This window comes from Pseudonocardia sp. OZ21 (genome assembly GCF_059359135.1).
Map to the genome: position 1 here is coordinate 48,541 of NZ_JCADBN010000010.1, position 22,577 is coordinate 71,117.

At 71.5% G+C, this 22,577-nt stretch carries 23 protein-coding genes; 9 read left to right on the top strand and 14 right to left on the bottom strand.

Features of this window, described 5'->3' with window-relative positions:
* Positions 1 to 16: 16 nt before the first annotated feature.
* Genes AC5L35_RS22490 through AC5L35_RS22500 form a run of 3 tightly spaced genes read left to right on the top strand, consistent with a single transcriptional unit; the run spans position 17 to position 2,369 of the window.
* Positions 17 to 721 carry an urease accessory protein UreF gene (locus AC5L35_RS22490; protein WP_495061655.1) on the top strand — a complete coding sequence of 235 codons (705 nt, stop codon included), beginning with the start codon at positions 17 to 19 and terminating at the stop codon, positions 719 to 721.
* Positions 722 to 738: 17 nt separating this feature from the next.
* On the top strand, positions 739 to 1,434 hold the full coding sequence (ureG, locus tag AC5L35_RS22495) for an urease accessory protein UreG (protein ID WP_495061656.1): 696 nt from the start codon (positions 739 to 741) through the stop codon (positions 1,432 to 1,434).
* Positions 1,431 to 2,369 carry an urease accessory protein UreD gene (locus tag AC5L35_RS22500; RefSeq protein ID WP_495061657.1) on the top strand — a complete coding sequence of 313 codons (939 nt, stop codon included), beginning with the start codon at positions 1,431 to 1,433 and terminating at the stop codon, positions 2,367 to 2,369. The genes ureG and AC5L35_RS22500 overlap by 4 nt, the downstream gene beginning before the upstream one ends.
* Before the next feature lie 27 nt (positions 2,370 to 2,396).
* Here the strand turns inward: AC5L35_RS22500 and AC5L35_RS22505 are convergent, their stop codons facing one another.
* From AC5L35_RS22505 to glnA, 5 genes are all read right to left on the bottom strand, one after another.
* Entirely contained in the window at positions 2,397 to 2,657 is a 261-nt protein-coding gene (locus AC5L35_RS22505; protein WP_495061658.1) for a DUF6510 family protein, read from the bottom strand.
* Positions 2,657 to 3,406, bottom strand: a complete 750-nt coding sequence (locus AC5L35_RS22510) for a ferredoxin reductase (protein WP_495061659.1) — start codon at positions 3,404 to 3,406, stop codon at positions 2,657 to 2,659. Before AC5L35_RS22510 ends, AC5L35_RS22505 begins: the two co-directional genes overlap by 1 nt.
* Positions 3,376 to 3,978, bottom strand: a complete 603-nt coding sequence (locus AC5L35_RS22515; RefSeq protein WP_495061660.1) for a sulfite oxidase-like oxidoreductase — start codon at positions 3,976 to 3,978, stop codon at positions 3,376 to 3,378. Before AC5L35_RS22515 ends, AC5L35_RS22510 begins: the two co-directional genes overlap by 31 nt.
* A 1,266-nt stretch (positions 3,979 to 5,244) precedes the next feature.
* Positions 5,245 to 6,204 carry a cold-shock protein gene (locus AC5L35_RS22520; RefSeq protein ID WP_495061661.1) on the bottom strand — a complete coding sequence of 320 codons (960 nt, stop codon included), beginning with the start codon at positions 6,202 to 6,204 and terminating at the stop codon, positions 5,245 to 5,247.
* A 484-nt stretch (positions 6,205 to 6,688) separates the two neighbouring features.
* Entirely contained in the window at positions 6,689 to 8,113 is a 1,425-nt protein-coding gene (glnA, locus tag AC5L35_RS22525; RefSeq protein ID WP_495061662.1) for a type I glutamate--ammonia ligase, read from the bottom strand.
* Positions 8,114 to 8,269: 156 nt separating this feature from the next.
* Here glnA and AC5L35_RS22530 point away from each other — a divergent pair, with 156 nt between their 5' ends.
* From AC5L35_RS22530 to AC5L35_RS22540, 3 genes are read left to right on the top strand one after another with little or no spacing between them, the layout of a single operon-like run.
* Positions 8,270 to 8,743, top strand: a complete 474-nt coding sequence (locus AC5L35_RS22530) for an RDD family protein (RefSeq protein WP_495061663.1) — start codon at positions 8,270 to 8,272, stop codon at positions 8,741 to 8,743.
* Positions 8,744 to 8,777: 34 nt separating this feature from the next.
* Positions 8,778 to 9,344 (top strand): GyrI-like domain-containing protein, encoded by a 567-nt coding sequence (locus AC5L35_RS22535; RefSeq protein WP_495061664.1) that lies wholly within the window; start codon positions 8,778 to 8,780, stop codon positions 9,342 to 9,344.
* 16 nt (positions 9,345 to 9,360) lie between these two features.
* Positions 9,361 to 10,140 (top strand): MerR family transcriptional regulator, encoded by a 780-nt coding sequence (locus AC5L35_RS22540; RefSeq protein WP_495061665.1) that lies wholly within the window; start codon positions 9,361 to 9,363, stop codon positions 10,138 to 10,140.
* Between the two features lie 6 nt (positions 10,141 to 10,146).
* Here AC5L35_RS22540 and AC5L35_RS22545 read toward each other — a convergent pair whose 3' ends face one another.
* Both AC5L35_RS22545 and lipA read right to left on the bottom strand, forming a co-directional pair.
* Positions 10,147 to 10,875, bottom strand: a complete 729-nt coding sequence (locus AC5L35_RS22545; protein WP_495061666.1) for a DUF4191 domain-containing protein — start codon at positions 10,873 to 10,875, stop codon at positions 10,147 to 10,149.
* An 88-nt stretch (positions 10,876 to 10,963) separates the two neighbouring features.
* Positions 10,964 to 11,965, bottom strand: a complete 1,002-nt coding sequence (lipA, locus tag AC5L35_RS22550; protein ID WP_495061667.1) for a lipoyl synthase — start codon at positions 11,963 to 11,965, stop codon at positions 10,964 to 10,966.
* 111 nt (positions 11,966 to 12,076) lie between these two features.
* Between lipA and AC5L35_RS22555 the strand changes: the two genes are divergently transcribed.
* The gene (locus tag AC5L35_RS22555) at positions 12,077 to 13,012 is read left to right on the top strand and encodes an LLM class F420-dependent oxidoreductase (RefSeq protein ID WP_495061668.1); all 936 of its coding nucleotides are present in this window, start codon (positions 12,077 to 12,079) and stop codon (positions 13,010 to 13,012) included.
* A gap of 16 nt (positions 13,013 to 13,028) precedes the next feature.
* Here the strand turns inward: AC5L35_RS22555 and AC5L35_RS22560 are convergent, their stop codons facing one another.
* Both AC5L35_RS22560 and AC5L35_RS22565 read right to left on the bottom strand, forming a co-directional pair.
* Positions 13,029 to 13,514 carry an ArsR/SmtB family transcription factor gene (locus tag AC5L35_RS22560; RefSeq protein WP_495061669.1) on the bottom strand — a complete coding sequence of 162 codons (486 nt, stop codon included), beginning with the start codon at positions 13,512 to 13,514 and terminating at the stop codon, positions 13,029 to 13,031.
* A gap of 23 nt (positions 13,515 to 13,537) precedes the next feature.
* On the bottom strand, positions 13,538 to 14,692 hold the full coding sequence (locus AC5L35_RS22565) for a serine hydrolase (protein ID WP_495061670.1): 1,155 nt from the start codon (positions 14,690 to 14,692) through the stop codon (positions 13,538 to 13,540).
* A gap of 70 nt (positions 14,693 to 14,762) precedes the next feature.
* Here AC5L35_RS22565 and AC5L35_RS22570 point away from each other — a divergent pair, with 70 nt between their 5' ends.
* On the top strand, positions 14,763 to 14,978 hold the full coding sequence (locus AC5L35_RS22570) for a glycine zipper domain-containing protein (protein ID WP_495061671.1): 216 nt from the start codon (positions 14,763 to 14,765) through the stop codon (positions 14,976 to 14,978).
* Between the two features lie 6 nt (positions 14,979 to 14,984).
* Here the strand turns inward: AC5L35_RS22570 and lipB are convergent, their stop codons facing one another.
* The 4 genes from lipB to lpdA form a co-directional block, all read right to left on the bottom strand.
* Positions 14,985 to 15,737, bottom strand: coding sequence for a lipoyl(octanoyl) transferase LipB (gene lipB / locus AC5L35_RS22575; protein WP_495061672.1), 753 nt, complete (start codon positions 15,735 to 15,737; stop codon positions 14,985 to 14,987).
* A gap of 291 nt (positions 15,738 to 16,028) precedes the next feature.
* Positions 16,029 to 16,919 (bottom strand): TIGR01777 family oxidoreductase, encoded by an 891-nt coding sequence (locus AC5L35_RS22580; RefSeq protein ID WP_495061673.1) that lies wholly within the window; start codon positions 16,917 to 16,919, stop codon positions 16,029 to 16,031.
* 119 nt (positions 16,920 to 17,038) lie between these two features.
* Positions 17,039 to 18,907, bottom strand: a complete 1,869-nt coding sequence (gene sucB / locus AC5L35_RS22585; RefSeq protein ID WP_495061674.1) for a 2-oxoglutarate dehydrogenase, E2 component, dihydrolipoamide succinyltransferase — start codon at positions 18,905 to 18,907, stop codon at positions 17,039 to 17,041.
* A gap of 70 nt (positions 18,908 to 18,977) precedes the next feature.
* Complete coding sequence (gene lpdA / locus AC5L35_RS22590; protein ID WP_495061675.1) at positions 18,978 to 20,360, bottom strand: dihydrolipoyl dehydrogenase; 1,383 nt, start codon at positions 20,358 to 20,360, stop codon at positions 18,978 to 18,980.
* A 245-nt stretch (positions 20,361 to 20,605) separates the two neighbouring features.
* Between lpdA and AC5L35_RS22595 the strand changes: the two genes are divergently transcribed.
* Complete coding sequence (locus tag AC5L35_RS22595; RefSeq protein ID WP_495061676.1) at positions 20,606 to 20,953, top strand: oxidoreductase; 348 nt, start codon at positions 20,606 to 20,608, stop codon at positions 20,951 to 20,953.
* A gap of 12 nt (positions 20,954 to 20,965) precedes the next feature.
* On the opposite strand, the gene AC5L35_RS22600 is transcribed toward AC5L35_RS22595, so the two are convergent.
* Positions 20,966 to 22,471 (bottom strand): leucyl aminopeptidase, encoded by a 1,506-nt coding sequence (locus AC5L35_RS22600; protein WP_495061677.1) that lies wholly within the window; start codon positions 22,469 to 22,471, stop codon positions 20,966 to 20,968.
* Positions 22,472 to 22,577: the final 106 nt, after the last annotated feature.

Below are 22,577 nucleotides of genomic sequence, written 5' to 3' on the forward strand. Positions count from 1 at the left end.
TCGTCGGAGGTCCCGGATGTTGACGGGATTCCTCTCCGTTCTGCAGCTGAGCGACTCAGCGTTCCCCAGCGGCCGCTACACGCTGTCCTCCGGGTTGGAGACGCTGGCGCAGACCGGTCGGCTGGCCACGCCCGGTGACCCCGCACTGCTGTCGGCCCTGCTGCGTGACCACCTGGAGCTCGCCGTCGCGCCGACGGACGGGATCGGGCTGGCATGTGCGCACCGTGCCACAGCCACCCCTGACTCCCTCGATCTGGAGCTGGTCACGCGGGCCGACGAGCGGCTGACCGCGGTGAAGCTCTCCCGGGAGGCCAGGGAGACGTCTGCACGCACAGGGCGTGCCCTGCTGCGCATCGCGACATCGGCTTTCGATCACAGGGCGGTGTCGGACTACGCGAGGCAGGTCCGGAGCGGGCGCTCGCCGGGCAACCATGCGGTGGTTCTCGGTGTCGTGAGCGCATCCCTCGGGGTGCCACGCCTGGAGTCGGTGGCCGGTGAGCTGTTCGCGTTCTCCGCCAACTGGGTCGCGGCAGCCGTGCGGCTGGCCGTGACCGACCACAACACGGCTCAGGCCGTGCTGCACGACGTGCGCGCCGTCATGGGCGAGGCCGCGCTGCACGTCGTCGACAAGGACGTTCCCGACATCGCCAGTTGCACGCCACTGCTGGACGTCATGGCGATGCTGCACGAGGAATCCGAACTCCGGCTGTTCGCCAGCTGAGGAATGGGACACGCGACATGGAGCCACACACCCACACCCACACCCACGGTCCGATGGCCGGGTTCGCCGGTGTCCGGGCCCCGGGCATCACCAGGATCGGCATCGGAGGGCCGGTCGGTTCGGGTAAGACGGCGCTGATCGAGGACCTGGTCCCACTGCTCATCGCGGCGGGGCACAGCCCGCTCGTCGTCACCAACGACATCTTCACGAGCGAGGACGCCCAGCACGTGCGACGCACGCTCGCCGGTGTGCTCGCGCCGGAGCGGGTCGTGGGGGTGGAGACCGGCTCCTGTCCGCACACCGCGGTACGGGACGACCCGAGCATGAACCTCGACGCAGTCGCCGAACTGACCGATCGCTTCACCGATGCGGACGTCGTGCTCGTCGAGTCGGGCGGCGACAACCTGACGCTGACGTTCAGCGCGGCTCTCGCCGACTACTTCATCTTCGTGATCGATGTCGCGCAGGGTGACAAGATTCCGCGCAAGCGCGGCCCCGGGGTCACCCACTCCGATCTGCTGGTGATCAACAAGGTGGACCTGGCCGACCTCGTCCGCTCCGATCTGTCGGTGATGGACCGGGACGCCCGCGCTGTGCGTGACGGCCGGCCCTTCGTCTTCACCAACTGCTTCACCGGCGACGGGCTCGACGAGGTCATGGACCGGATCGGTGAGGTCATCAGCCGGTTCGCTCCTGCCGCCGGTCCGAGATGACCCGACGGGACGACGTGGCGTGGTGCACGCCCACCGGCCTGCCCGACGAACTTCTCACCTTCGACGGCACGGTCCTGGACGGCCTGGCGGTCGGGGCCCCGGGGAAGACGGGAGTGCTCGACCTGGCGCTGGCCCCATGCGCGGGGAGCACCAAGGTGATACGGCAGTACCAGCGGGCGCCGCTGCACATCTATCGGCCGATCTATCTGGATCCGGGCCGGCCCGACATGGCGTTCCTCTTCCTGCAGCAGCAAGGCGACGGGATGGTCCAGGGCGACCGGTACCGGGTGGACATCGACTGCGCGCCCGGCTCCGCCGTGCACGTCACGACCCAGTCCTCGACCAAGGTCTTCACCGCCCGGGACAACTTCGCGACACAGCTGGTCAACCTCCGCGTCGGTGCCGGTGCGGTGCTGGAATATCTGCCCGACCCCGTCGTGCCGTTCCGCGGGTCGCGGCTGTTCCAGCGGACCTCCCTCACGGCAGCCGAGGACGCGACGGTCATCCTCGGTGAGATCCTCCTGCCCGGCAGGGTCGCGCATGACGAGGCGCACGCCTATGACCTGTGCTGGGCCGAGACCGAGGCTCGTGACCTCGACGGCACGCTGCTGTTCGCCGACACGATGCGGCTACGGCCCGGCCACATCGGCGACCCGAGCTCGCCGGGCGTGCTCGGTGGCTACGACGTCGTGGCCGGCCTCTATGTGGTGTGCTCGCGGATGCCACCGCCCGACCTCGTCACGTTGCTCCGTGAGGCGCTTGCGGAGGTACCGGACGTGCTTGCCGGGGTCAGCGAGCTGCCGGCCGGGTGCGGCGCCGGTGTGCGCATGCTCGGGCACACGTCCAGAGCGGTCCAGGCGGCGATGCACACGGTCTGGAACCGGGTGCGCACGTCCCTGGTCGGCGCCCCGGCCCCCGATCTTCGCAAGGGTTGAGCCGCGACCGGCGCCCCGCAGGCGGCGTCACACCCGGGTCGGTTGATCCAGCGCGGCGAAACCGGACACGTCGACGCACGCGATCCCGTGGCTCCTCACGATGACCAGCAGGACGCGCTCGCAGTTCGCACAACGGCCTACGACGCCGGGCGCGTCGAGGTAGACCCGCAACTCGGCGAGAGGGCTGCTCGCCCCGCACGTCGCGCAGGTTCCGACGGCGATCGTCATCTCCACACCGAACGCCGAGCGTAGCTCGCCCGCGATCGAGTTGCCGTCCAACACGGTCATCACGTCCCCGTCCCGCCGAAGCGTTCTGTTCTTATCCGTTCGGGCTCATGGCCGAGCGTGACCAGCGCGTCCGCCGCCGTCTCCACGAAAGCGGTCGGCCCGCACACGTACACCGACGGACGGTCAGCAGCTGGCCACGCCACCAGATCGAGGAATCCCCGGTCGATCCGGCCCCGGTGCCCGTCCCAGCCGCCTGGCTCCTCACGGGTCAGGGTGATGCGGACGTCGGTTTCCGGGTACGCGGACAGGCGCGTCAGCTCGTCGCGGTAGATGAGCGACGACTGCGAGCGGGCCGAATAGAGCAGCCGGATCGGCGCTGCGCTACCTGCCGCCAGGTGGTGCCGCAACATCGAACGGAACGGCACGACGCCCGAGCCTCCGGCGACGAGCAGCACCGGACCGGCGGAGGTGGCCTCCCACACGAAGTAGCCGCCGATCGGTCCGCGCAACTCGAGCTGATCGCCGATCTTGAGCTCGTCGACCAGGTAAGGAGACACCTCACCGTCGGCCAGCCGTTCGATGGTCAGCATGACGTGGCCGTCCTCCGGGGCTGATGCGATCGAGTAGCTACGCTGCGCCTGGTAGCCGTCGTCGGCGGTCAGGCGGATGTCAACGTGCTGGCCGGCTCGATGACCGGGCCAGTCCGGCAGCGCAAGCGCGATGGTCCTGGTGCTCGGCGTCTCCTCGACGGCCTCGACCACCGTGCCCACCTGCCAGCTCAGTCGCCCGTGTATCGCTGTTCCCGCCATGGGTCTCCGTAGTTGTGATAGCCGTACCGCTCCCAGAAACCCGGCTCGTCCTGGTTGCGAAGCTCGACGCCGCGCACCCACTTGGCGCTCTTCCAGAAATAGAGGTGGGGGACGAGCAGCCGAACCGGCCCGCCGTGCTCCGGGGCCAGCGGTGCGCCGTCGTACTCGTACACCAACCACGCTCTGCCGGCCGAAACGTCGGTAATGGGCATATTGGTCGTGTAACCACCGTCGCTGAAGGCGAGCACGTGGTGGGCCTCGGTCTGAACGTCGCCGAGCAGCGTCTCGAGTGCGACGCCGGTCCAGGACGTGCCGAGTTTCGACCACTTCGTGACGCAGTGGATGTCGACGGTGATCGTCTCGCTCGGGAGGCTCCGGAACTCCTCCCACGTCCAGGTCAGGGATCGGTCGACAGCGCCCCGGACGGTGAAGGTCCATTCCGCTGGTGCTGTCTTCGGTGTCGGTCCGGCCGACAGAACCGGAAACCCGGAAGTGACGTACTGGCCGGGCGGAACCCGTGCCGGATCGACGTCGGTGCGTCGTTTGCTGTGGAAGTTGGGCGAGAGTGCCATCGCGTCTACCGGCAGGATCGGACGCCGGCGGTCCGCCCCCGGCCCTCCGTTGAAATCTCCATGGGGGCACCCTGCCCCGGATGCGGGGCCGTTCGCGCCGGTGAACTCCCTAGTCGACTCCCCGGGAGTCGCTGTCCGGGATCAACACCGGGCCACACCGCGCCGGGGCGCGCGAGCATCCACCCCCTGACCCACCCCGCGAGTCGCCCGCCCCGGCCCCGCGAGTCGCCCGCCCCGGCCCCGCGAGTCGCCCGCCCCGGCCCCGCGAGTCGCCCGTTCTGGCTCCGCGAGTCGCCCGTCCCGGCTCCGCGAGTCGCCCGCGCGGGTTTCTTGATCGGTGCGAGATCCGGGTTTCCGCCCTTCGGGGGGCGAAAAGGTGGGTCTCGGGTCGGGTGTTCGGGGTCAGGTGCCCTGTGCGAGTACGTCACGCAGCACGCGGATTCCGGCGTGGACCTCGGCGAAGCTGGTGCTGAGGGAGCACGGAAACGGCGGCTGACGCTGCCCGACGTCCGAGGACGTCTCGCAGGCCAACCGCCGTTTCCGGGGTCGTTCAGCAGGTCAGGGCGACCTGCGGATCACACGTCGTAGATCAGCACGCTACATGCTTCTGAACTGCGGACATGGAGATCAACAGGCTGTTCGTGGCGCATCTGTGGCGCACGAGAACCAGGCCAGGGCTCGCGGCGGGTCAAACGACCGCGATTGTGACGAGGTCTTCAAGACGTGCGAGATCCTTCGGATTGCGGGTGTAGATGGTGGCGTTGTGGGCGTGAGCGGTAGCGGCGATGAGTAGGTCCATCACGCGGGCGCGGGGTTGACGGCCGACGGCGGTGACGCGGGCGGCGAGCTGGGTGTAGCTGTCGGAGACGGCGTCGTCGACGGGCAGAGGGTCGAAGCGGCCGCTGGATGGCGCTGAGCCTGAACAGGCGGGCGGCGCGCGCGTGCTCGGGTGCGACGAGGACGCCGAACCGCAGTTCGGCGATGCTGATGGTGCTGATCGCGAGCTCGCCGGGGATGGGGCTGACGTCGGTGGCGATCAGGATGCTGGTGTCGAGGATGCCGCCTTGCGCACCGTGCGTTCTGGTGGCTCTCGGTCGAACAGCCGAGGTCCGGTCGACACGGGGCGCCCGTCACCACGAGGGAGATCGATCTCCTGGAGCAGGCTGCAGCCGCGTTGCCGAGGGCACCATCGACGGGGATGAACGAGCACTCTGGTCGGGAAGTGATCAGCCGTCGGCGGGGCCGCCTCGTCAGAGGCGTTCGACTTCAGAGGCGTTCGACGCGGTCGGCCTGCGGGCCCCGGTCGCTCTGACGCACCGCGTACCGGACCCGGTCACCCTTCTCCAGCGGCCCCGACCCCATGACCACCGACACGTGGACGAAGAGATCGTCTCCGCCCGCGTCCGGGGTGATGAACCCGAAGCCGCGGTCGCCGTCGTAGCGCGCGACGACACCCTCACCGCCTCGTACTGGCACCTCCCGCGATACCGGCCCTACGGCTGGTGCCGACCGCTGCGGCGCCGTCTGGTGCTCGGCGCCCCGGACCAGGTGCACGTCGCGGGCCTGCGGACCCCTGTCCCCACTGGCCACCTCGTAGGCGATGCGGTCGCCCTCGGCGAGCCACGTCAGCCCCTCGGCCAGGGCCCGGGCGTGGACGAAGACGTCCCCGGCGCCGGAGTCGGGGTTGATGAAGCCGAAGCCCTTGTCCTCGTCGTACCAGGCCACCGTGCCATCAGCACTGTCGGTGCCGTCCGCGGTGCCCGTGGTGCCGGCCGCAGCGGGCAGGCCGGCCCCCGCCCCCAGCGGGATCACGTGCCCGGCCTGCGGGCCGCGCTCGCCCTCCACGACCAGGAACGCCACCCGCTGCCCCTCGGTGAGCACGCCGCCGGTCACGATGGCAGAGCTGTGCACGAAGATGTCGGCGCCGCCGCCGTCGGGCGCGGCGAAGCCGTAGCCCTTGCCTGGCTCGTACCAGGAGACGGTGCCGAGCAGGCCCACGGCGCTGTCGGCGGCCGCGTCGGCGGTGACGCGAACGCGCAGCGCCTGGGGCCCGCGGTCGTTCTCGCCGACCTCGAACACGACGGCCTGGCCCTCGCGGAGCACTGTCGCGCCGCCGCCCCCGACGATCTCGGAGGCGTGCACGAACACATCCGGCGAGCCGTCCTCGGGCGCGAGGAAGCCGAAACCCCGTTCGGTGTCGAACCAACGGACGGTCCCTTGCGGCATTAAAGGCTCCAGGTCGGGAGGGCGGGTACTGGCCCCAGTCTCCCCGACCGACCTCGCGGTCCGTCGGGCCGGGCCCACAGGCGGGCAGTGCGGGCCCGCGCGCTGGCGGAGGATCGGGCAGGAGGGGCTCGATCAATTCTCGGAGCCGGTCCTCGACCAGCCGCTGCTGCTCCATCGTGCTCACGCGGTGCTGGTTCTGGAGGTGGCGGAGTGGCAGCGGGAGACTCGCCGGATGCATCAGGCAGCGGCCGCGCAGGACGCCGCTGACGCCCTGGGCCTGTGGGTGCACCGGCACGGTGGTTCGTTGTCGCAGGTTGCTGTTCCGGTGCGGCAGCGTGGTCGGGTGGCTGCACCCCACCGTCCTCAAACCCGCCGTGGCGCACGAGCACGAAAAACGGCGGTGGACACTGACAAGCGCCGGAAGGCGTCTTGCCAGGTCAACCGCCGTTCTGTCGCTGCCTAGATGGTCAGCGAAACGCCTGAATCAGACGTCGTAGTAGAGCGCGAACTCGTACGGGTGCGGGCGCAGTCGCAGCGGGTCGATCTCGTTCTCCCGCTTGTACGAGATCCAGGTCTCGATGAGGTCGGGGGTGAAGACGCCACCCTCGAGCAGGTACTCGTGGTCCTCCTCGAGCCGGTCGATGACCGCGCTCAGGCTGCCCGGGACCTGCGCGATGTCCTTGGCCTCCTCGGGCGGAAGCTCGTAGAGGTCCTTGTCGATCGGCGCGGCCGGCTCGATCTTGTTCTTGATGCCGTCCATGCCGGCCATCATCATCGCGGAGAAGGCCAGGTACGGGTTGCCCGACGAGTCGGGGCAGCGGAACTCCAGGCGCTTGGCCTTGGGGTTGTTGCCCGTGAGCGGGATCCGGATACAGGCCGACCGGTTGCGCGCCGAGTACACCAGGTTGACCGGAGCCTCGAAGCCCGGCACCAGGCGGTGGTAGGAGTTCACCGTGGGGTTGGTGAACGCCAGCAGGCTCGGGGCGTGGTGCAGCAGGCCACCGATGTAGTAGCGGGCCGTGTCGGACAGGCCGCCGTAGCCGGACTCGTCGTGGAACAGTGGCTGGCCGTCCTTCCACAGCGACTGGTGGGCGTGCATGCCCGAGCCGTTGTCGCCGAAGAGCGGCTTCGGCATGAAGGTGGCCGTCTTGCCGGCCGCCCATGCCGTGTTCTTGACGAGGTACTTGAACAGCATCACGTCGTCGGCCGCGTGGAGCAGCGTGTTGAACTTGTAGTTGATCTCGGCCTGGCCCGCGGTGCCCACCTCGTGGTGGCCCCGCTCGACCTCGAAGCCGCTGGACATCATGTGGGCGACGATGTCGTCACGCAGGTCGGCGTAGTGGTCCACCGGCGGCACGGGGAAGTACCCGCCCTTGAACGGCACCTTGTAGCCCTGGTTGCCACCGACCTCCTCGCGGCCGGTGTTCCACCAGCCCTCGACGGAGTCGATGTGGTGGTACTGCTGGTGCGGGTCGGACCCGAAGCGCACCGAGTCGAAGATGTAGAACTCGGCCTCGGCACCGAAGAAGCAGGTGTCGGCCACGCCCGAGGCGCGCAGGTACTCCTCGGCCTTGCGCGCGACGTTGCGGGGGTCGCGGCTGTAGGGCTCCCCGGTGATCGGGTCGTGCACGAAGAAGTTGATGTTGAGCGTCTTGTGCTTGCGGAACGGGTCGAGCCGGGCCGTGGCGGCGTCCGCGAACAGCGCCATGTCGGACTCGTTGATGGCCTGGAAGCCGCGCACCGACGATCCGTCGAACGCGATGCCGTCGTCCAACAGGTCCTGCGTGAACGTGGACGCGGGCACCGTGAGGTGCTGCATGACTCCCGGGAGGTCGCAGAACCTGATGTCGACGTACTCGACGCTCTCGTCCTTGATGAAGCTCAGAACCTCTTCGGAGTTGCTGAACACCCTCGATGACTCCTTCGAACGGCATGGGGGTCGAATGACCACTCTCGCTGGCGACGCTATGGGCGCGTTGTTGCCCTGCGGTCACTCGGCCGTTTCACGGAGGTTAACGGACTGGGCAAGCTGTCCCTCCGGTGTCGCGCCCCTACGCTAGACGCCATGGCGCGCTGGATCGAGTCCTGGATGCCCGGATCGAGCACGGGTCCACCCGGACGCGGCGCCGACGGCCATCCGGGCCAGCGGTTCGGCCTCCCCGCCGACGGGGTCAGTTCGGTGGCCGGGTTCGGGCGCCGGCTCGGTGCGCTCATCGTCGACTGGCTGCTCGGCTACCTGATCGCGCTGCTGGTCCTGGGCTCGGACGAGATCGGCGGCCCGAACCTGTCGTGGGCGGTCCTCGGCATCTGGTTCCTGCTCACGGCCGTGCCGGTCGCTGTGTTCGGCGCGAGCGCGGGGATGACGCTCCTGGGCATCAGGGTCGCCTCGATCGACTCCGCCTCCGTCATCGGAATACCGAGGGCGCTGCTGCGCACGGCGCTGATCGCGCTGGTCATCCCGGCGGTCGTCCGCGACGGCGACGGCCGGGGCTGGCACGACCGTGCGGCTCGCACCATCGTCGTGCGCACCAGGGCTTGACCCTCCCCGTACAGGACACCGGAGCGTCGACGGCATGGACGCCGACACCCTCAGCCCCGACCGGACCGGAACGACCCCCGCCCTCGTCGACCTCCCGGCACGTGACGTGCTCGTCGTCGACGGCCGGGGCGCCCCGGAGGACCCGTCCTTCACCGCGGCGGTGAGCGCGTTGTTCGCCACGCGGCTCGCGCTCGGTGCTCATGAGGACGTGCCGCTGGAGGGCACCTACAGCCAGGGCGGCAGCCTCGAGTCCGACGACGGGGCACCCTTCGACCTGGCATCTCCCGACGGCTGGGTCTGGCGCCTGCTCGTGCCGGCCCCGCCCCGCGTGTCCGAGGCCTCCGTCGCCGCGGCTGCGTCCGCGTCCGGAGCTTCGGTGCAGCTACGACGGCAGGCGGAGCAGCGCGTGGCCCGCCTGCTGCACCGGGGCCCGTACGCGGCCGAGGGGCCGTCGCTGGAGGCGCTCTCCGCGTTCGTCGCCGAGCAGGGGCTCGTGGCGACGGGCCCGCACACCGAGATCTACCTCGACGATCCCGGCCCGACGCCGCCCGCCGACCTGCGCACCGTCCTGCAGGTGCCGGTCGGGCAGAGGCAGGGCTGATGGTGGCGGTCGTCCGATGACCCTGATGCCGATCGGGGCGTTCGCCCGCCTGGCGCGTCTCACGGTCAAGGCCGTGCGGCACTACGACGCCGAAGGGCTGCTCGTCCCGGCCTCGGTGGATCCGCGGTCGGGCTATCGCTACTACCGCTCCGACCAGGTGCGGACGGCCACCACGATCGCGCTGCTGCGGGGCCTCGACGTGCCCCTGCCCGCGGTGCGCGAGGTGCTGGACGCACCGAACGAGAGGACCGTGACGGCCGTGCTCGCCGCCCAGCGCGAGCGCGTGGCGGCCGAACTGGCCCGGCGCGAGCAGGTGCTGCGTTCTCTCGACTCGCTCCTGCTGGCGCCGCAGCGGGTGCGCTACGACGTCGGGATCGCCGAGCGCGCGCCGGTGCGGCTGGTCGGCCTGACCGGGCGGGTCCGGGCCGACGCGCTCGACGTCGACGCCGCGGCACTCTGCGCAGCCGTGCTGCGGACCGGCGCGGGGAACGGGCGCGAACCGCTGGTCGGGGTCTTCCCGCTGGACCTGGTGGACGAGTTCGACGCGTCCGTCGGGGTGCCGGCGCCACCCGGAGCGTCCGAGGTGACCGTGGCACTACCCGGCGGTCCGTGGGCCGCGACGCTGCACGTCGGCCCCTACGAGGAGCTGCCGTTGGCCTACGCGGCGTTACTGGAGCACGTTCGCGAGCGCGGGCACCTGCCCAGAGGACCGGTGACCGAGACCTACCTGACCGACCCGGGCACCGTGGCCCCCGACGAGCTCGTCACCCGGGTGTCGCTGGCCCTGGAACCGTGATGCGGCTCAGCGGCGCCGGACGGTGCGCTGCACGCTGCGCATCTTCGCCCCGGCCGGCATCGGCCCCTTCGGCATCGCAGCGGCGCGCGAGCCCAGCGCGGCGAGCCGTGCCTCGAGGGACTCCATGTCCTTCGCGCTGATGTTGCGCGGCAGCTTCATGATGTGGCGCTGCAACTGCTTCAGCGGCACCATGCCGTCTTCGTTGCCCACGACCACGTCGTAGATCGGGGTGTTGCCCGCCACCCGCGCGGTGCGCTTCTTCTCCTGCGCGAGCAGGCTCTTCACGCGGTGCGGGGCGCCCTCGGCGACGAGGATGATGCCGGGACGGCCGATCACCCGGTGCACGGCGTCGAGGTGGGTGGTGCCGGCGATGCCCGCGGTGACCCGCCACTGGCCGCGCATGTTGTCCAGCGCCCAGCCTGCGGCCCCGGGCTGGCCGTCGGCCTTCGTGTAGACCGACCGCTGCACCCGCCTGCCGAAGATGCTGATGGCCGCCAGCACGCCGATCGCGATGCCGACCGGCAGCAGGATCCAGTGCAGGTTGAAGATCAGCCCGACGCCGAAGACGACGACCACCGCGAGCAGGAAGACGCCGACCATCCAGGGGATGAGCGCCTTGTCCTCCCGGCGCTGCATCTTGAACGCCTCGAAGATCTGCTTGCGGCGCGCCTTCGATGCCGCGCGCTTGGCGCGCCTGGCTTCCTGCTTCGCTGCTTTGTCGGGCTTACCGGCCATACGGCTCAGGATACGGGTCGCCCAGCGGTGATCGCGGGCAGATCCGCACCGCTCACCGCAGCGGTGTCCGCGTGGGGGTCCCGGGGTTTCAGCGGGCCAGCAGGGAGCGTGCCTCCTGGGCGGCGGCGCCCTCGGTGGCCAGGTGGGCCAAACCCTCGGGAAGCTCCTCGCCCCGGCGCGCCACGGCCTGGGCGTAGAGCCGACCGGCCCGGTACGACGAGCGCACCAGCGGACCGGCCATCACCCCGGCGAACCCCAGCTGCTCCGCCGAGGCGGAGTGCTCCACGAACTCCTCCGGCTTCACCCACCGCTCGACCGGGTGGTGGCGGGCCGAGGGCCGCAGGTACTGCGTGATCGTGATGATCTCGCACCCGGCGTCGTGCAGGTCGCGCAGTGCGGAGACGACCTCCTCCGGTGTCTCGCCCATGCCCAGGATGAGGTTGGACTTGGTGACCAGCCCCGCAGCACGGGCCTTGGTGATCACCTCGAGGGACCGCTCGTAGCGGAACGCGGGACGGATCCGCTTGAAGATCCGCGGCACCGTCTCCAGGTTGTGCGCGAGCACCTCGGGACGGGAACCGAACACCTCGCCGAGCTGGTCGTCGCGGGAGTTGAAGTCCGGGATCAGCAGCTCGACGCCGGTGCCCGGGTTGAGATCGTGGATCTGCCGGACCGTCTCGGCGTAGAGCCACGCACCGCCGTCGGGCAGGTCGTCGCGCGCGACGCCGGTGACCGTGGAGTACCGCAGACCCATGGTGCGCACCGACTCGGCCACCCGGCGCGGTTCGTCGCGGTCGAGGTCGGCGGGCTTACCGGTGTCGATCTGGCAGAAGTCGCACCGCCGCGTGCACTGCTCCCCGCCGATGAGGAACGTGGCCTCGCGGTCCTCCCAGCACTCGTAGATGTTGGGGCAGCCGGCTTCCTCGCACACCGTGTGCAGGCCGCCGGAACGCACGAGGCTCTTCAGCTCGGTGTACTGCGGGCCGGTACGCGCTCGGGTGCGGATCCACGGCGGCTTGCGCTCGATCGGGGTCTCGCTGTTGCGGACCTCGAGACGCAGGAGCTTGCGACCCTCGGGTGCGATCGTCACGAACGTCAGGCTACGCCGCGGGGCACCGGGGCGATCCCGTCGGATGTGACCTGCGGCGGCGCCGGTCGGCGCCCGCGGCGGGTCCCTCGGGGCACGGGTTAGCGTTTCCGCATGGACCTCAGGATCTTCACCGAGCCCCAGCAGGGCGCGATCTACGACGACCTGCTGCGCGTCGCCAAGGCCACCGAGGACGCGGGCTACGACGCGTTCTTCCGGTCCGACCACTACCTGAAGATGGGCGAGGTCTCCGGTGAGCCCGGCCCGACCGACGCGTGGATCACCCTCGCCGGGCTGGCCCGCGAGACGTCGCGGATCCGCCTGGGCACGCTCGTCAACTCGGCGACGTTCCGGCTCCCCGGGCCGCTGGCGATCGCCGTGGCGCAGGTCGACCAGATGTCCGGAGGCCGCGTCGAGCTGGGCTTGGGCGCCGGCTGGTTCGAGACCGAACACGCCGCGTACGGCATCCCGTTCCCCGGCGTCCGGGACCGGTTCGACGTCCTCGAGGAGCAGCTGGAGGTGATCACCGGGCTGTGGCGGACGCTCCCGGGAGATCGCTACTCCTTCGCAGGCTCGCACTACACGGTCACGGACTCCCCGGCGCTGCCGAAGCCGGTGCAGCAGCCGCACGTTCCGGTCATCGTCGGTGGCCACGGCCCGAAACGCACCCCCGCGCTCGCCGCCCGGTTCGCCACGGAGTTCAACGTCGCCTTCAGCTCACCGGAGGTCACCGCCACCCAGTTCGAGCGGGTCGGCGAGGCCTGCCGGGAGATCGGGCGTGACCCGGCCGAGCTGGTCTACTCCGTCGCGAACACGATCGCCGTCGGCCGCGACGACGCCGAGGTGGCCGCCCGGTGCCAGGCGATCGGCCGCAAGGTCGACGAGCTGAGGGCGGACGGGCTGGCCGGCACGGTCTCCGAGATCGTCGACCGGCTCGGGCAGTGGCAGGAGAAGACCGGCATCACCCGGATCTACCTGCAGCTGCTCGACCTCGGCGACATCGAGCAGATCGAGCTCATCGCGTCGGAGGTCGCTCCGCAGCTGCACTGAGGCGTCGCCGGGCGACCTACCGGAGCTGCCCCGCCACGTCGGCGGCCGCGGCCAGCAGCACCAGGACCGGGACGACCGCCGGGGGGGCGATCCGGTAGGACCCCCGGCCGTCCTGTTCCACCAGCCCGCAGTGGGTGAGCGAGCGCAGGTGGTGGTAGAGCTGCCCGGTGGAGGCGAGCCCGGCGCCCTGCTGCAGGGCCGCCGTGCCGAGCGCGCCGTCGGCGAGCAGGATGCGGGCGATCCGGGCCCGCGCCGGATGACCGAGGGCCGCGAGCACGGCGACCCTGGGCTCGTCGTCGAGGTCGAGCGCAGTCCGGGCGTCGAGTGCGATCTCCCACGTGATGTCGCCGTGGAGATGCACGTCTCCCGAGTACCGGACGACCCCTGCCCCGCTCGGGCCCCGCTCTTCCGCGGGTCCGGCGGCGGCTCGGCCTGCCTCCAGCGCCGCCACCCGTCGTTCCAGGTCGGCGAGTCGCTGCGGAAGGTCGGCGTCTGCGTGCACACCGTCAGCATGCACGCCGTCGGTCACCGGGCTCCGACGGCCGCGCCGAGCCGCGTGAGCAAGGCGTCGTCGAGCAGCACCTGCTGGCTGAGCAGCAGCGGTGCCCCCGCGGCGAGTGCCTGCTGGTAGGCAGGCAACGGCATCCCGGACAGCGCGACCACGGCCACGCCCACGGTGCCGTCGGCGCGGCGGACCGTCACGGCGTTGGTGAGGATCCCCGGCAGGCTCCCGCCCTTCTGTCCTGCGCCGAGCACCCCGGGGGGAAGACGGTCGGCCAGCGGGCGCTCCAGGTGCCCGCGCACGATCGCGGCGACCTCTGCCCCGAACCCGTCCGTCGCGGCGGCGCGGTGCATCCCGGCGAGCTGTGCGACGGTGCCGGCTGGGCCGCCGTCGCACCACTCCAGCAGCCGGTCCAGCGCCGGGTCCGCGGCCGGGGAGACAGTCGGGTTCTGGGCTGCCGGGTTCTGGGCTGCGGCCTCGAGCGCCGCGGCCTGCTGCGCGACGGCGGCGCGCCACGCGGGATCGCCCGCATACCGACGCAGCGCCGCGACGGTGGCGGCGCGCCGGTCCGCGGGGCCGGGCGGCCGGTCGCCGGTGAACATGTCGGGGGTGAGGAGCCCTTCCCCGCCGAAGCTGGGGAGGTCGGGTGCGGTCCAGCCGCCCGCTGCCGCGGCCGCCACGAGGGCGTCGTCGCCGAGGGTCTCGCGGAGCAGGTCGGGAACGGCGCTGTCGCTGGCGGCGATCATCACGGCAACCAGGTCGTCCCAGCGCACCGTGTCGTCGGGACCGGCTCCCAGCACCTGCAGCGCCTGCCGGTGGGCGAAGCCGTCGGTGCCCGGCACGTACCAGCGCTCCCACTCCGCCACGGACACCCGGGCGTCGGGGTCGAGTCGTCCGGCCACCACCGCCTGGGCGTAGGCCGTGAGGTGTACGACCTTGGCCGCCGAGGCCAGCGGCCGTGGCCGGTCGGCGAGATGCGTCACGCGACGACCGCGCCCGTCGTCCACGAGCACGGAGGCGGCGGCCGGGTGCGCGGCGATCCAGGCGACCAACGCGTCGGCGCTGTCGATCGACCGGTCCGGCGCAGGCGCCGTCGGCGACGGGGGAGCCGGCGTGCAGGCCGTGCCCACTGCCAGCAGGGTGGTGGTGACGATCAGCTGGCGACGGCTGAGAGTCATCGGTCCTCCGCGATGTCGAAATTACGGAGAACCGTATCAGGGATGGCATGATTACCGGTACGGTGCGGGCATGCAGGACGAACCGGGCAAGAAGTGGGCTGTGTCCCCAGGTACCGGCATCGCGCTCGGAATCGCGACGGGGCTCCCGATCGGCATGGTCGTCGACAACGTCGCCTTCGGGATCGCGATCGGAGCCGCGCTCGGCGTCGCGTTCGGGGTGGGGGGACACCACGCCCGGCGGGCGAAGGCCGACACCACCCCGGAGCCGCCCGACCGCTCCGAATGACTCAGGTCAGCGCAGCGACGGGTGCAGCTGCAGGTCCAGCCCGGCGGGCTCGGCCACCCTCGGCACCACGTGCTCGGCAACCGGCAACGTCCCGTCCAGCGCGGCGAGCACCGCGTCGGCCGCCATCTCGCGCACGTCGTCCACACCGACGCGCCTGCCCAGCTCCACCGACAGCGAGCTGACGCCGGCGTCGGTGATGCCGCAGGGCACGATCCGGTCGAACTCGGCAAGGTCGGGGTCGCAGTTCAGCGAGAAGCCGTGCTGGGTGACCCCGCCCTGCACCCGCACACCGATCGCGCCGATCTTGCGCTCCGGGCGGAGGTCGTCGGCGGGCAGCCAGACGCCGCTGCGGCCCTCGATACGGCCCGCTGCGGTGACTCCGAGGTCGTGCGCCACGCGGATCAGCGCCTCCTCCAGCCGCCGCACGAAGTCGACGACGTCGAGCGGCTCGGTCAGCGCCACGATGGGGTAGCCGACGAGCTGGCCCGGGCCGTGCCAGGTGATCCGGCCGCCGCGGTCGACGTCGACCACCGGACTGCCGTCGGTGGGGCGGTCCTCGGGCCGGGTGCGCCTGCCCGCCGTGTAGACGGACGGGTGCTCGAGCAGCATCAGCACGTCCGGCCCGGTGCCGTCGCGGCGGGCGGTGGCGTTCTCCCGCTGGATGTCCCAGGCGGACACGTAGTCGATCGTCCCGAGCCGGTCGATCCGCACGGGGTCGGCGGTGCGGCGACAGGACCGGACAGCATGGCGCGTACCCATGAGCATCACGCTACGCCCGCTCTGATCGTCCCTGGCTCGCCCCGTGGATTGATCCGCGCGCGGAACCAGACCCCGCCCCGCCCCGCGAGTCGCCCGTTCCGTGTGCGCGAGTCGCCCGTTCTGCGTGCGCGAGTCGCCCGGCTCTTCAGATCACAGAGCCCCGGATGTGGTGAAGCGCACGTCAGCGCCCTCGGCAGGGCTCTGGTGCGCGGTTCGTGGTGACCACGGGCGACTCGCGGGCCGGAAACGGGCGACTCGCGGACCCGAAACGGGCGACTCGCGGGGGTGGGGTCAGTGCTCCAGGGCCGCGGCCAGTGCCTCTCGGACAGTGCGGTGGCGGAACTGGTAGCCGTGCTTGAGGAGCAGCGCGGGTACGGCCACGGGCCCGGTGAGCACCATCTCGTCGGCCATCTGCCCGAGCACGGCCCTGAGGGCGAAGGCGGGCGCCGTGAAGGGGGCCGGCCGGTGCAGCACGGCGGAGAGGGCCTCGGTGAACTCGGCGTTCGTCGCCGGCTCCGGCCCGGCGAGGTTGACCGGTCCCGAGACGTCAGGGTGCTCCAGCAGGAACCGGATGGCGCCGACCTCGTCATCGAGGGAGATCCACGGGAACGCCTGCTCCCCGCTGCCGATGCGCCCGCCGAGCATCAGTGAGAACAACGGCCGCAGCCTGCCCAGCAGGCCGCCTCCCGGAGAGAGCACGGCAGCCGACCGCAGCAGGACGACCCGGGCACCGGCGTCGCTCGCGGGCGCGGTGGCCGCCTCCCAGTCGCGGCAGACCTCGGCGAGGAACCCCGCACCGGGCGGCGCCGTCTCGTCCACCACCCGGGTGCCGGTGTCGCCGTAGTAGTTGATGCCCGAGGCGTTCAGCAGCGCGGCCACGCCGTGGTCGGCCACCGCGGTGGCCAGCACCTCGGTGGGCACGTTGCGACTGTCACGCAGCAGTTGCTTGCGCGCCCCGCTCCACGGCCGGTCGGCGATCCCGGCCCCGGCCAGGTTGATCACCCCGTCGACGCCGTCGAACGTGCCGTCGTCGATTCGGCCGGCGGGTGGGTCCCAGCCGCGTTCGTCGGGTGCGGCCGGCGCCCGGCGGACCAGGCGCAGCACCTCGTGACCCGCCGCCCGGAGGTGGGCCACGAGAGAGGTTCCGATCAGGCCGGATGAGCCGGCGATGACGACGCGCACCCCGTGATCCTTGCGGAACCCGACGGAGCGCGCGAGTCGGGCGGCCGACCCACTCGGGGGACTCTGCGGCCGCCCCGCGACCGCCGTGGGCCCCGCCGTCGCGGGGCCCACGGGGAGTGTCAGAGGCCGAGGTCGGCCTCGAACGCCCCTTCCTCCAGGCGAGCCTTGATCGCGCTCACGAAGCGGCCCGCGTCGGCCCCGTCGACCAGACGGTGGTCGTAGGTGAGGGGCAGGTAGCACACGGAGCGGATGGCGATGGAGTCCTCGCCGTCCGGCCCGGTGACCACCGTGGGCTGCTTCGTGATCTTGCCGGTGCCGAGGATGGCGACCTGCGGCTGGTTGATGATCGGTGTGTCGAAGAGCGCACCGGCGCTGCCGATGTTGGTGATGGTGAACGTGCCGCCGGAGAGCTCGTCCGGGCCGATCTTGTTGGCCCGGGTGCGGGCGGCGACGTCGGCGATCCGCCGGGCGAGGCCCGCGATGTTGAGGTCCTCGGCGTTCTTGATCACCGGGACGAGGAGACCGCGCGGGGTGTCGACCGCGATCGCCAGGTGCACGGCCCCGTGGTAGACGACCTCCCTGGTCTCCTCGTTGATCGACGCGTTGACCTGCGGGAAGGCCTTCAGTGCCTCCACAGCGGCCTTGGCGAAGAACGGCAGGAACGTGAGCTTGACGCCCTCGCGGCGCTCGAACTCGGCCTTGGCGCGGGCGCGCAGCCGGGCGATGCGGGTGACGTCGACGTCCTGCACGGTGGTGAGCTGGGCCGACACCCGCAGCGACTCCGACATCCGCTGCGCGATCACCTGCCGCAGGCGCGGCAGCTTCACGGTGGTGCCGGGCTGTGGGCCGTCAGCGGCGGGCTTGGGCACCTGCCGGGCCGGAGCCGCGGACGGTGCGCCTGCCGGGGCCGGGGCCTCGGCGGCCGCCGGGGCGGCCTCGGGCTCGGGCTCGGGGGCGGGCTTGCGGGCCTCTGCCGCGGCGAGGACGTCCTGCTTCCGGATCCTCCCGCCGACACCCGTGCCGGTGATCGTGGAGAGGTCGACGTCGTGCTCGGCCGCCAGCTTGCGCACCAGCGGGGTGACGTACGGGGTGCCCCGGCCACTGTCGCCGCTCTCGTCGCGTTCGGGCTGCTCGGAGGGGATTTCCTCGCGCTCGGCCTGCTCCTCGGCCTGAGGGGCCTTGCCGTTGTTCGAGGGCTTCTCGGGCCCCTTCTGCTCGGTTGCGGTGGGGGCCTGTGCCTCGGGCTCGGCCGCCTGGTCCTGCTTCTCGGCGGCGGGTGCGCTGTCGGCGGGCGCGCTGTCCGACGCGGAACGGCCGGAGGGGGCCGCGGAGGTGTCCCCGATCACGGCGAGCTGGCCGCCGACGTCGACCGTCTCGTCCTCGGCCGCGGTGATCTCGAGAAGGGTGCCGGCGATGGGGGAGGGGATCTCGGTGTCGACCTTGTCGGTGGAGACCTCGAGCAGCGGCTCGTCGACCTCGACGGAGTCGCCCACCTGCTTGAGCCAGCGGGTGACCGTGCCCTCGGTGACGCTCTCGCCGAGTTCGGGCATCGTGATCGCGGTGCCCGAGCCGGTGGACTCGGTGGACGCCTGCGGGGCCGGGGTGGGCTCCTCGTTCTTGGCGGAGTCCGCCTTGTTGGGCGGGGCCGGCGCAGCGTCGGCGTCGGCCTCCTCCTCGGCGGGCGCCTCGACCGCGGCGTCGGCTTCGGCGTCGCCACCGGACTCGGCGTCGCCGCCGGAGTCGGAGTCGGAGCCGTCGCCGATCACGGCGAGCTCACCGCCGACCTCGACCGTCTCGTCCTCACCGGCGACGATGCGCTGCAGCACACCGGCTGCGGGTGACGGGATCTCGGTGTCGACCTTGTCGGTGGAGACCTCGAGCAGGGGCTCGTCGACCTCGACCCGGTCTCCCTCCTGCTTGAGCCACCGAGTGACGGTGCCCTCGGTGACGCTCTCACCGAGGGCGGGCATCTGGACGGAGAAGGCCATAGCGGGTCGGAGCTCCTCTTCCTGCGGTTCGGGTTCGGGTGGCCGGGGCAGCGGGGTCAGCTGTGCCTGGTCACGAGTGGCTGTGCAACGGTTTGCCGGCCAGCGCGAGGTGGGCCTCGCCGAACGCCTCGTTCTGGGTGGGGTGGGCGTGCACCAGCGCGGCGACGTCCTCGGCCTGGGCATCCCAGTTGTAGACCAGCTGGGCCTCGCCGATGAGTTCGCCGACGCGGGCGCCGACCATGTGGATGCCGACGACGGGGCCCTGCGTGCCCTCCGCCCCGGACTTGATCAGTTTGATCGCGCCCTGCGTCTGCAGGATCTGGCTCTTGCCGTTGCCTGCGAGGTCGTAGGTGAGCGTCTGGATCTCCCCGTACTTCTCCTTGGCCTGCGCCTCGGTGAGCCCGACGGACGCCACCTCGGGCTCGCAGTAGGTGACGCGGGGGATGCCGGCCTCGTCGATCACCGGCGGGTTGAGACCGGCGATGTCCTCGGCGAGGAAGATGCCCTGGGCGAACCCGCGGTGCGCGAGCTGCAGTCCGGGCACGATGTCGCCGAGCGCGTAGACGCCCGGCAGGTTGGTGCGCAGCCGCTCGTCGGCAAGGACGAAACCGCGTTCCATCCGCACGCCCGCCTCCTCGAAGCCGGCATTGGCGGTGTTGGGGCCGCGGCCGACGGCGACGAGCAGCAGGTCGGCCTCGATCTCCTCGCCGGACTCGAGCGACACGGTGACGGTGTCCTCGGTCTGCTTGGCCCCGGTGAACTTGACGCCGGTCTTGAAGCTGATCTTGCGGCGGCGGAACGCCCGCTCCAGCAGCTTCGAGGCGAACTCGTCCTCGTTGGGGACCAGCCGGGGCAGCGCCTCGACGATGGTGACCTCGGAGCCGAAGCTCTTGAACACCGAGGCGAACTCGACGCCGATCACCCCGCCGCCGAGCACGACGATGCGATCGGGCACGTGGTCGAGGTGGATGGCCTCGCTGCTGGTGATGATGCGGCCGCCGATGTCGAGGCCGGGCAGGGTCCTGGAGTAGCTGCCCGTGGCGAGCACCACGTTCTTGCCGACGTAGCGGTCCTCACCGACGACGACCGTCTTCGGGCCCTCGAAGCGGCCGGTGCCCTCGACCAGAGTGATCTTGCGGGACTTCACCAGACCCTGCAGTCCCTTGTAGAGCTTGGCGATCACGCCGTCCTTGTAGGAGTTCACGCCGGCCATGTCAATGCCGGCCAGGGAGCTCTTGACGCCGACCTTGTCGCCCTCACGGGCGCTGTCGGCCACCTCGGCGGCGTGCAGCAGGGCCTTGGTGGGGATGCAGCCGTAGTGCAGGCACGTGCCGCCGAGCTTGTCGCGCTCGACCAGCACGACGGACATCCCCAGCTCGGCAGCCCGCAGCGCACAGGCGTAGCCGCCCGATCCTCCACCGAGGATCACCAGGTCTGCGTTGTGCTCGGGCACGTCTGAACTCCCTCACCGAATTGCCGGCAGTGCGTGTGTCAGCGGCATGTGACGCCGCTTCGCTCATCTTGTCATCCGCAGTGGTCGGCCGCGGCGGCTGGTCGTACGGGAGAAAACCACCGACCTCGCGCGTTGACGCAGTCAGGAGGTGGGGCCGCGATGAGTGAGCCGGCGACGCAGGCGTGGCGCGAGCCACGGAGACGGTCTATGTGTGACGCGCAAGCCGAGCGAAGCGAGGACAGGCGGTGAGCCTCCTGGGGAAGCTGGGCATGGTCCGCCGGAGCGGGCCTCGCGCGGCGTTCGACGACGACCGGGCGCATCTGCGCGCCTGGGCGGAGTCGCACGAGGGGGTGGAGGCGTTCGTGGAGCCCCGCACCACCGTCACCGCGATGACGATGCTGCTGGTCGACCGCGACGGCGAGTGGACGCGGCGGCGGATCCCGTCGGCCGACGGGGCCCGCAAGCTGGCGCGCTCGCTGAAGATGCCGGTGTACGACGTGCAGCTGGTGGGCTATCCGCAGCGGATGCGCGACCACGACGCCCGGCAGCGGATCCTGCGTGACCGGCGGCGTCAGGAGGATCTGAACGGGTAGCGGCGGGGCCGGTCAGCCGTTCGCCGCGATGTCGGCCAGCACGGCGTACATCGTGCGGACCGGCACGCCGGTGCCGCCCTTCGTCGTGTAGCCGTACGGCCCTCCCGAGTGGAACGACGGGCCGGCGATGTCGATGTGCGCCCACGGGAGACCGGCGGGCACGAACTCGCGCAGGAAGGTGCCTGCCACGAGCATCCCACCCCATCGGGTGCCGGTGACGTTGGCGATGTCGGCCACGCGCGAGTCCAGCTCGCCGCGCAGGTGGGCGGGAAGCGGCATCGCCCACGCGTCCTCGCCGGTGGACCTGGCGAGCGCGGCCACCCGGTCGCGGAACTCGTCGCTGCCCATCACTCCGGCGGTGCGCAGCCCGAGCGCCACCTGCTGGGCTCCGGTGAGCGTGGAGGTTTCGATCAGGTAGTCGGGGTCGTCCTCGACGGCCCGGGTGATCGCGTCGGCCAGGATCAGGCGGCCCTCCGCGTCGGTGTTGAGCACCTCGACCGTGCGGCCGCCGTACATCTGCAGCACGTCGCCCGGCCGGTACGCGGTGGCGCTGGGCATGTTCTCGGCCATCGGCACGGTGGCCGTGACGGCCACCGGCAGCTCCAGCTGCGCGGCCAGCAGGGTGGTGGCGATGACGGCCGCCGCACCGCCCATGTCGGACGTCATGTGGTCCATGTTGGCGGCCGGCTTGATCGAGATGCCGCCGGTGTCGAAGGTGATGCCCTTGCCGATGAGCGCCACGGTGGCCCGGGGTGCCGTGCCGCCCGCGTAGCGGAGCCGGACCAGCCGCGGTCCGCGCGACGAGCCCTGTCCGACGCCGAGTACGCCGCCGTAACCGCCCTCGGTGAGCGCGGCGCCGTCGAGCACCTCGACCTCGACGCCGACGGCCTCGGCCAGCTCGCGGGCCCGGGCGGCGAACGACTCCGGGAACAGGTCGTTGGGCGGTGTGTTGACGAGGTCACGCGCGGTGCGGACGGCCGTGGCGACCGCCGTGGCGGTGCGCAGGATCTCCTCGGCCTCCCCGTCGCCCGCGGTCAGGCCGACCCGGCCGACCGGGGCCCGGCCGGCGCCGTTGCTGCGGTAGGCGGTGAACGTGTACGCGCCGAGCAGCGTGCCCTCGGCCGCGGCGGCCAGGTCGATGCGGCCCAGGGTGTTCACCGCGCTCGCGGTGCCTGCCAGCGCCCGTGCGGCCGCGCCGGAGGCCCGGCGCACCGCCTCGGCCGTGGGTGCCCCGTCGGCCTCGGGCTCACCGAGCCCCACCGCGACGAGCAGCGGAGCGGTGATCGCGCCCCGGGTGGGCAGCTTGGCCACCTCGTCGGCCTTGCCGGTGGCTCCGGTCACGGAGAGCAGGGCGGCGAGTTCGTCGTCGCCGGTGCCGAACGCCTCGGCCACCTCTTCGGCTCCGGGAGCCAGGCGCGGCCCGGTGTCCTCACCGTTGGCGGGCAGCAGCCCGATGATCACGGCGTCGGTTTCGGCGGCGGCAGGGGAGCCGTCCGCCACGTAGAGATCGGTGGACACGTGCCGTCCTCTCGATGAACGGAGCCTGCGCGGTGGCAGATCGATGGCCGTCGGACCGACCCGTGGGGACGGCACGAACGAAGGCGAGATCGCTTCGAGATGCTAA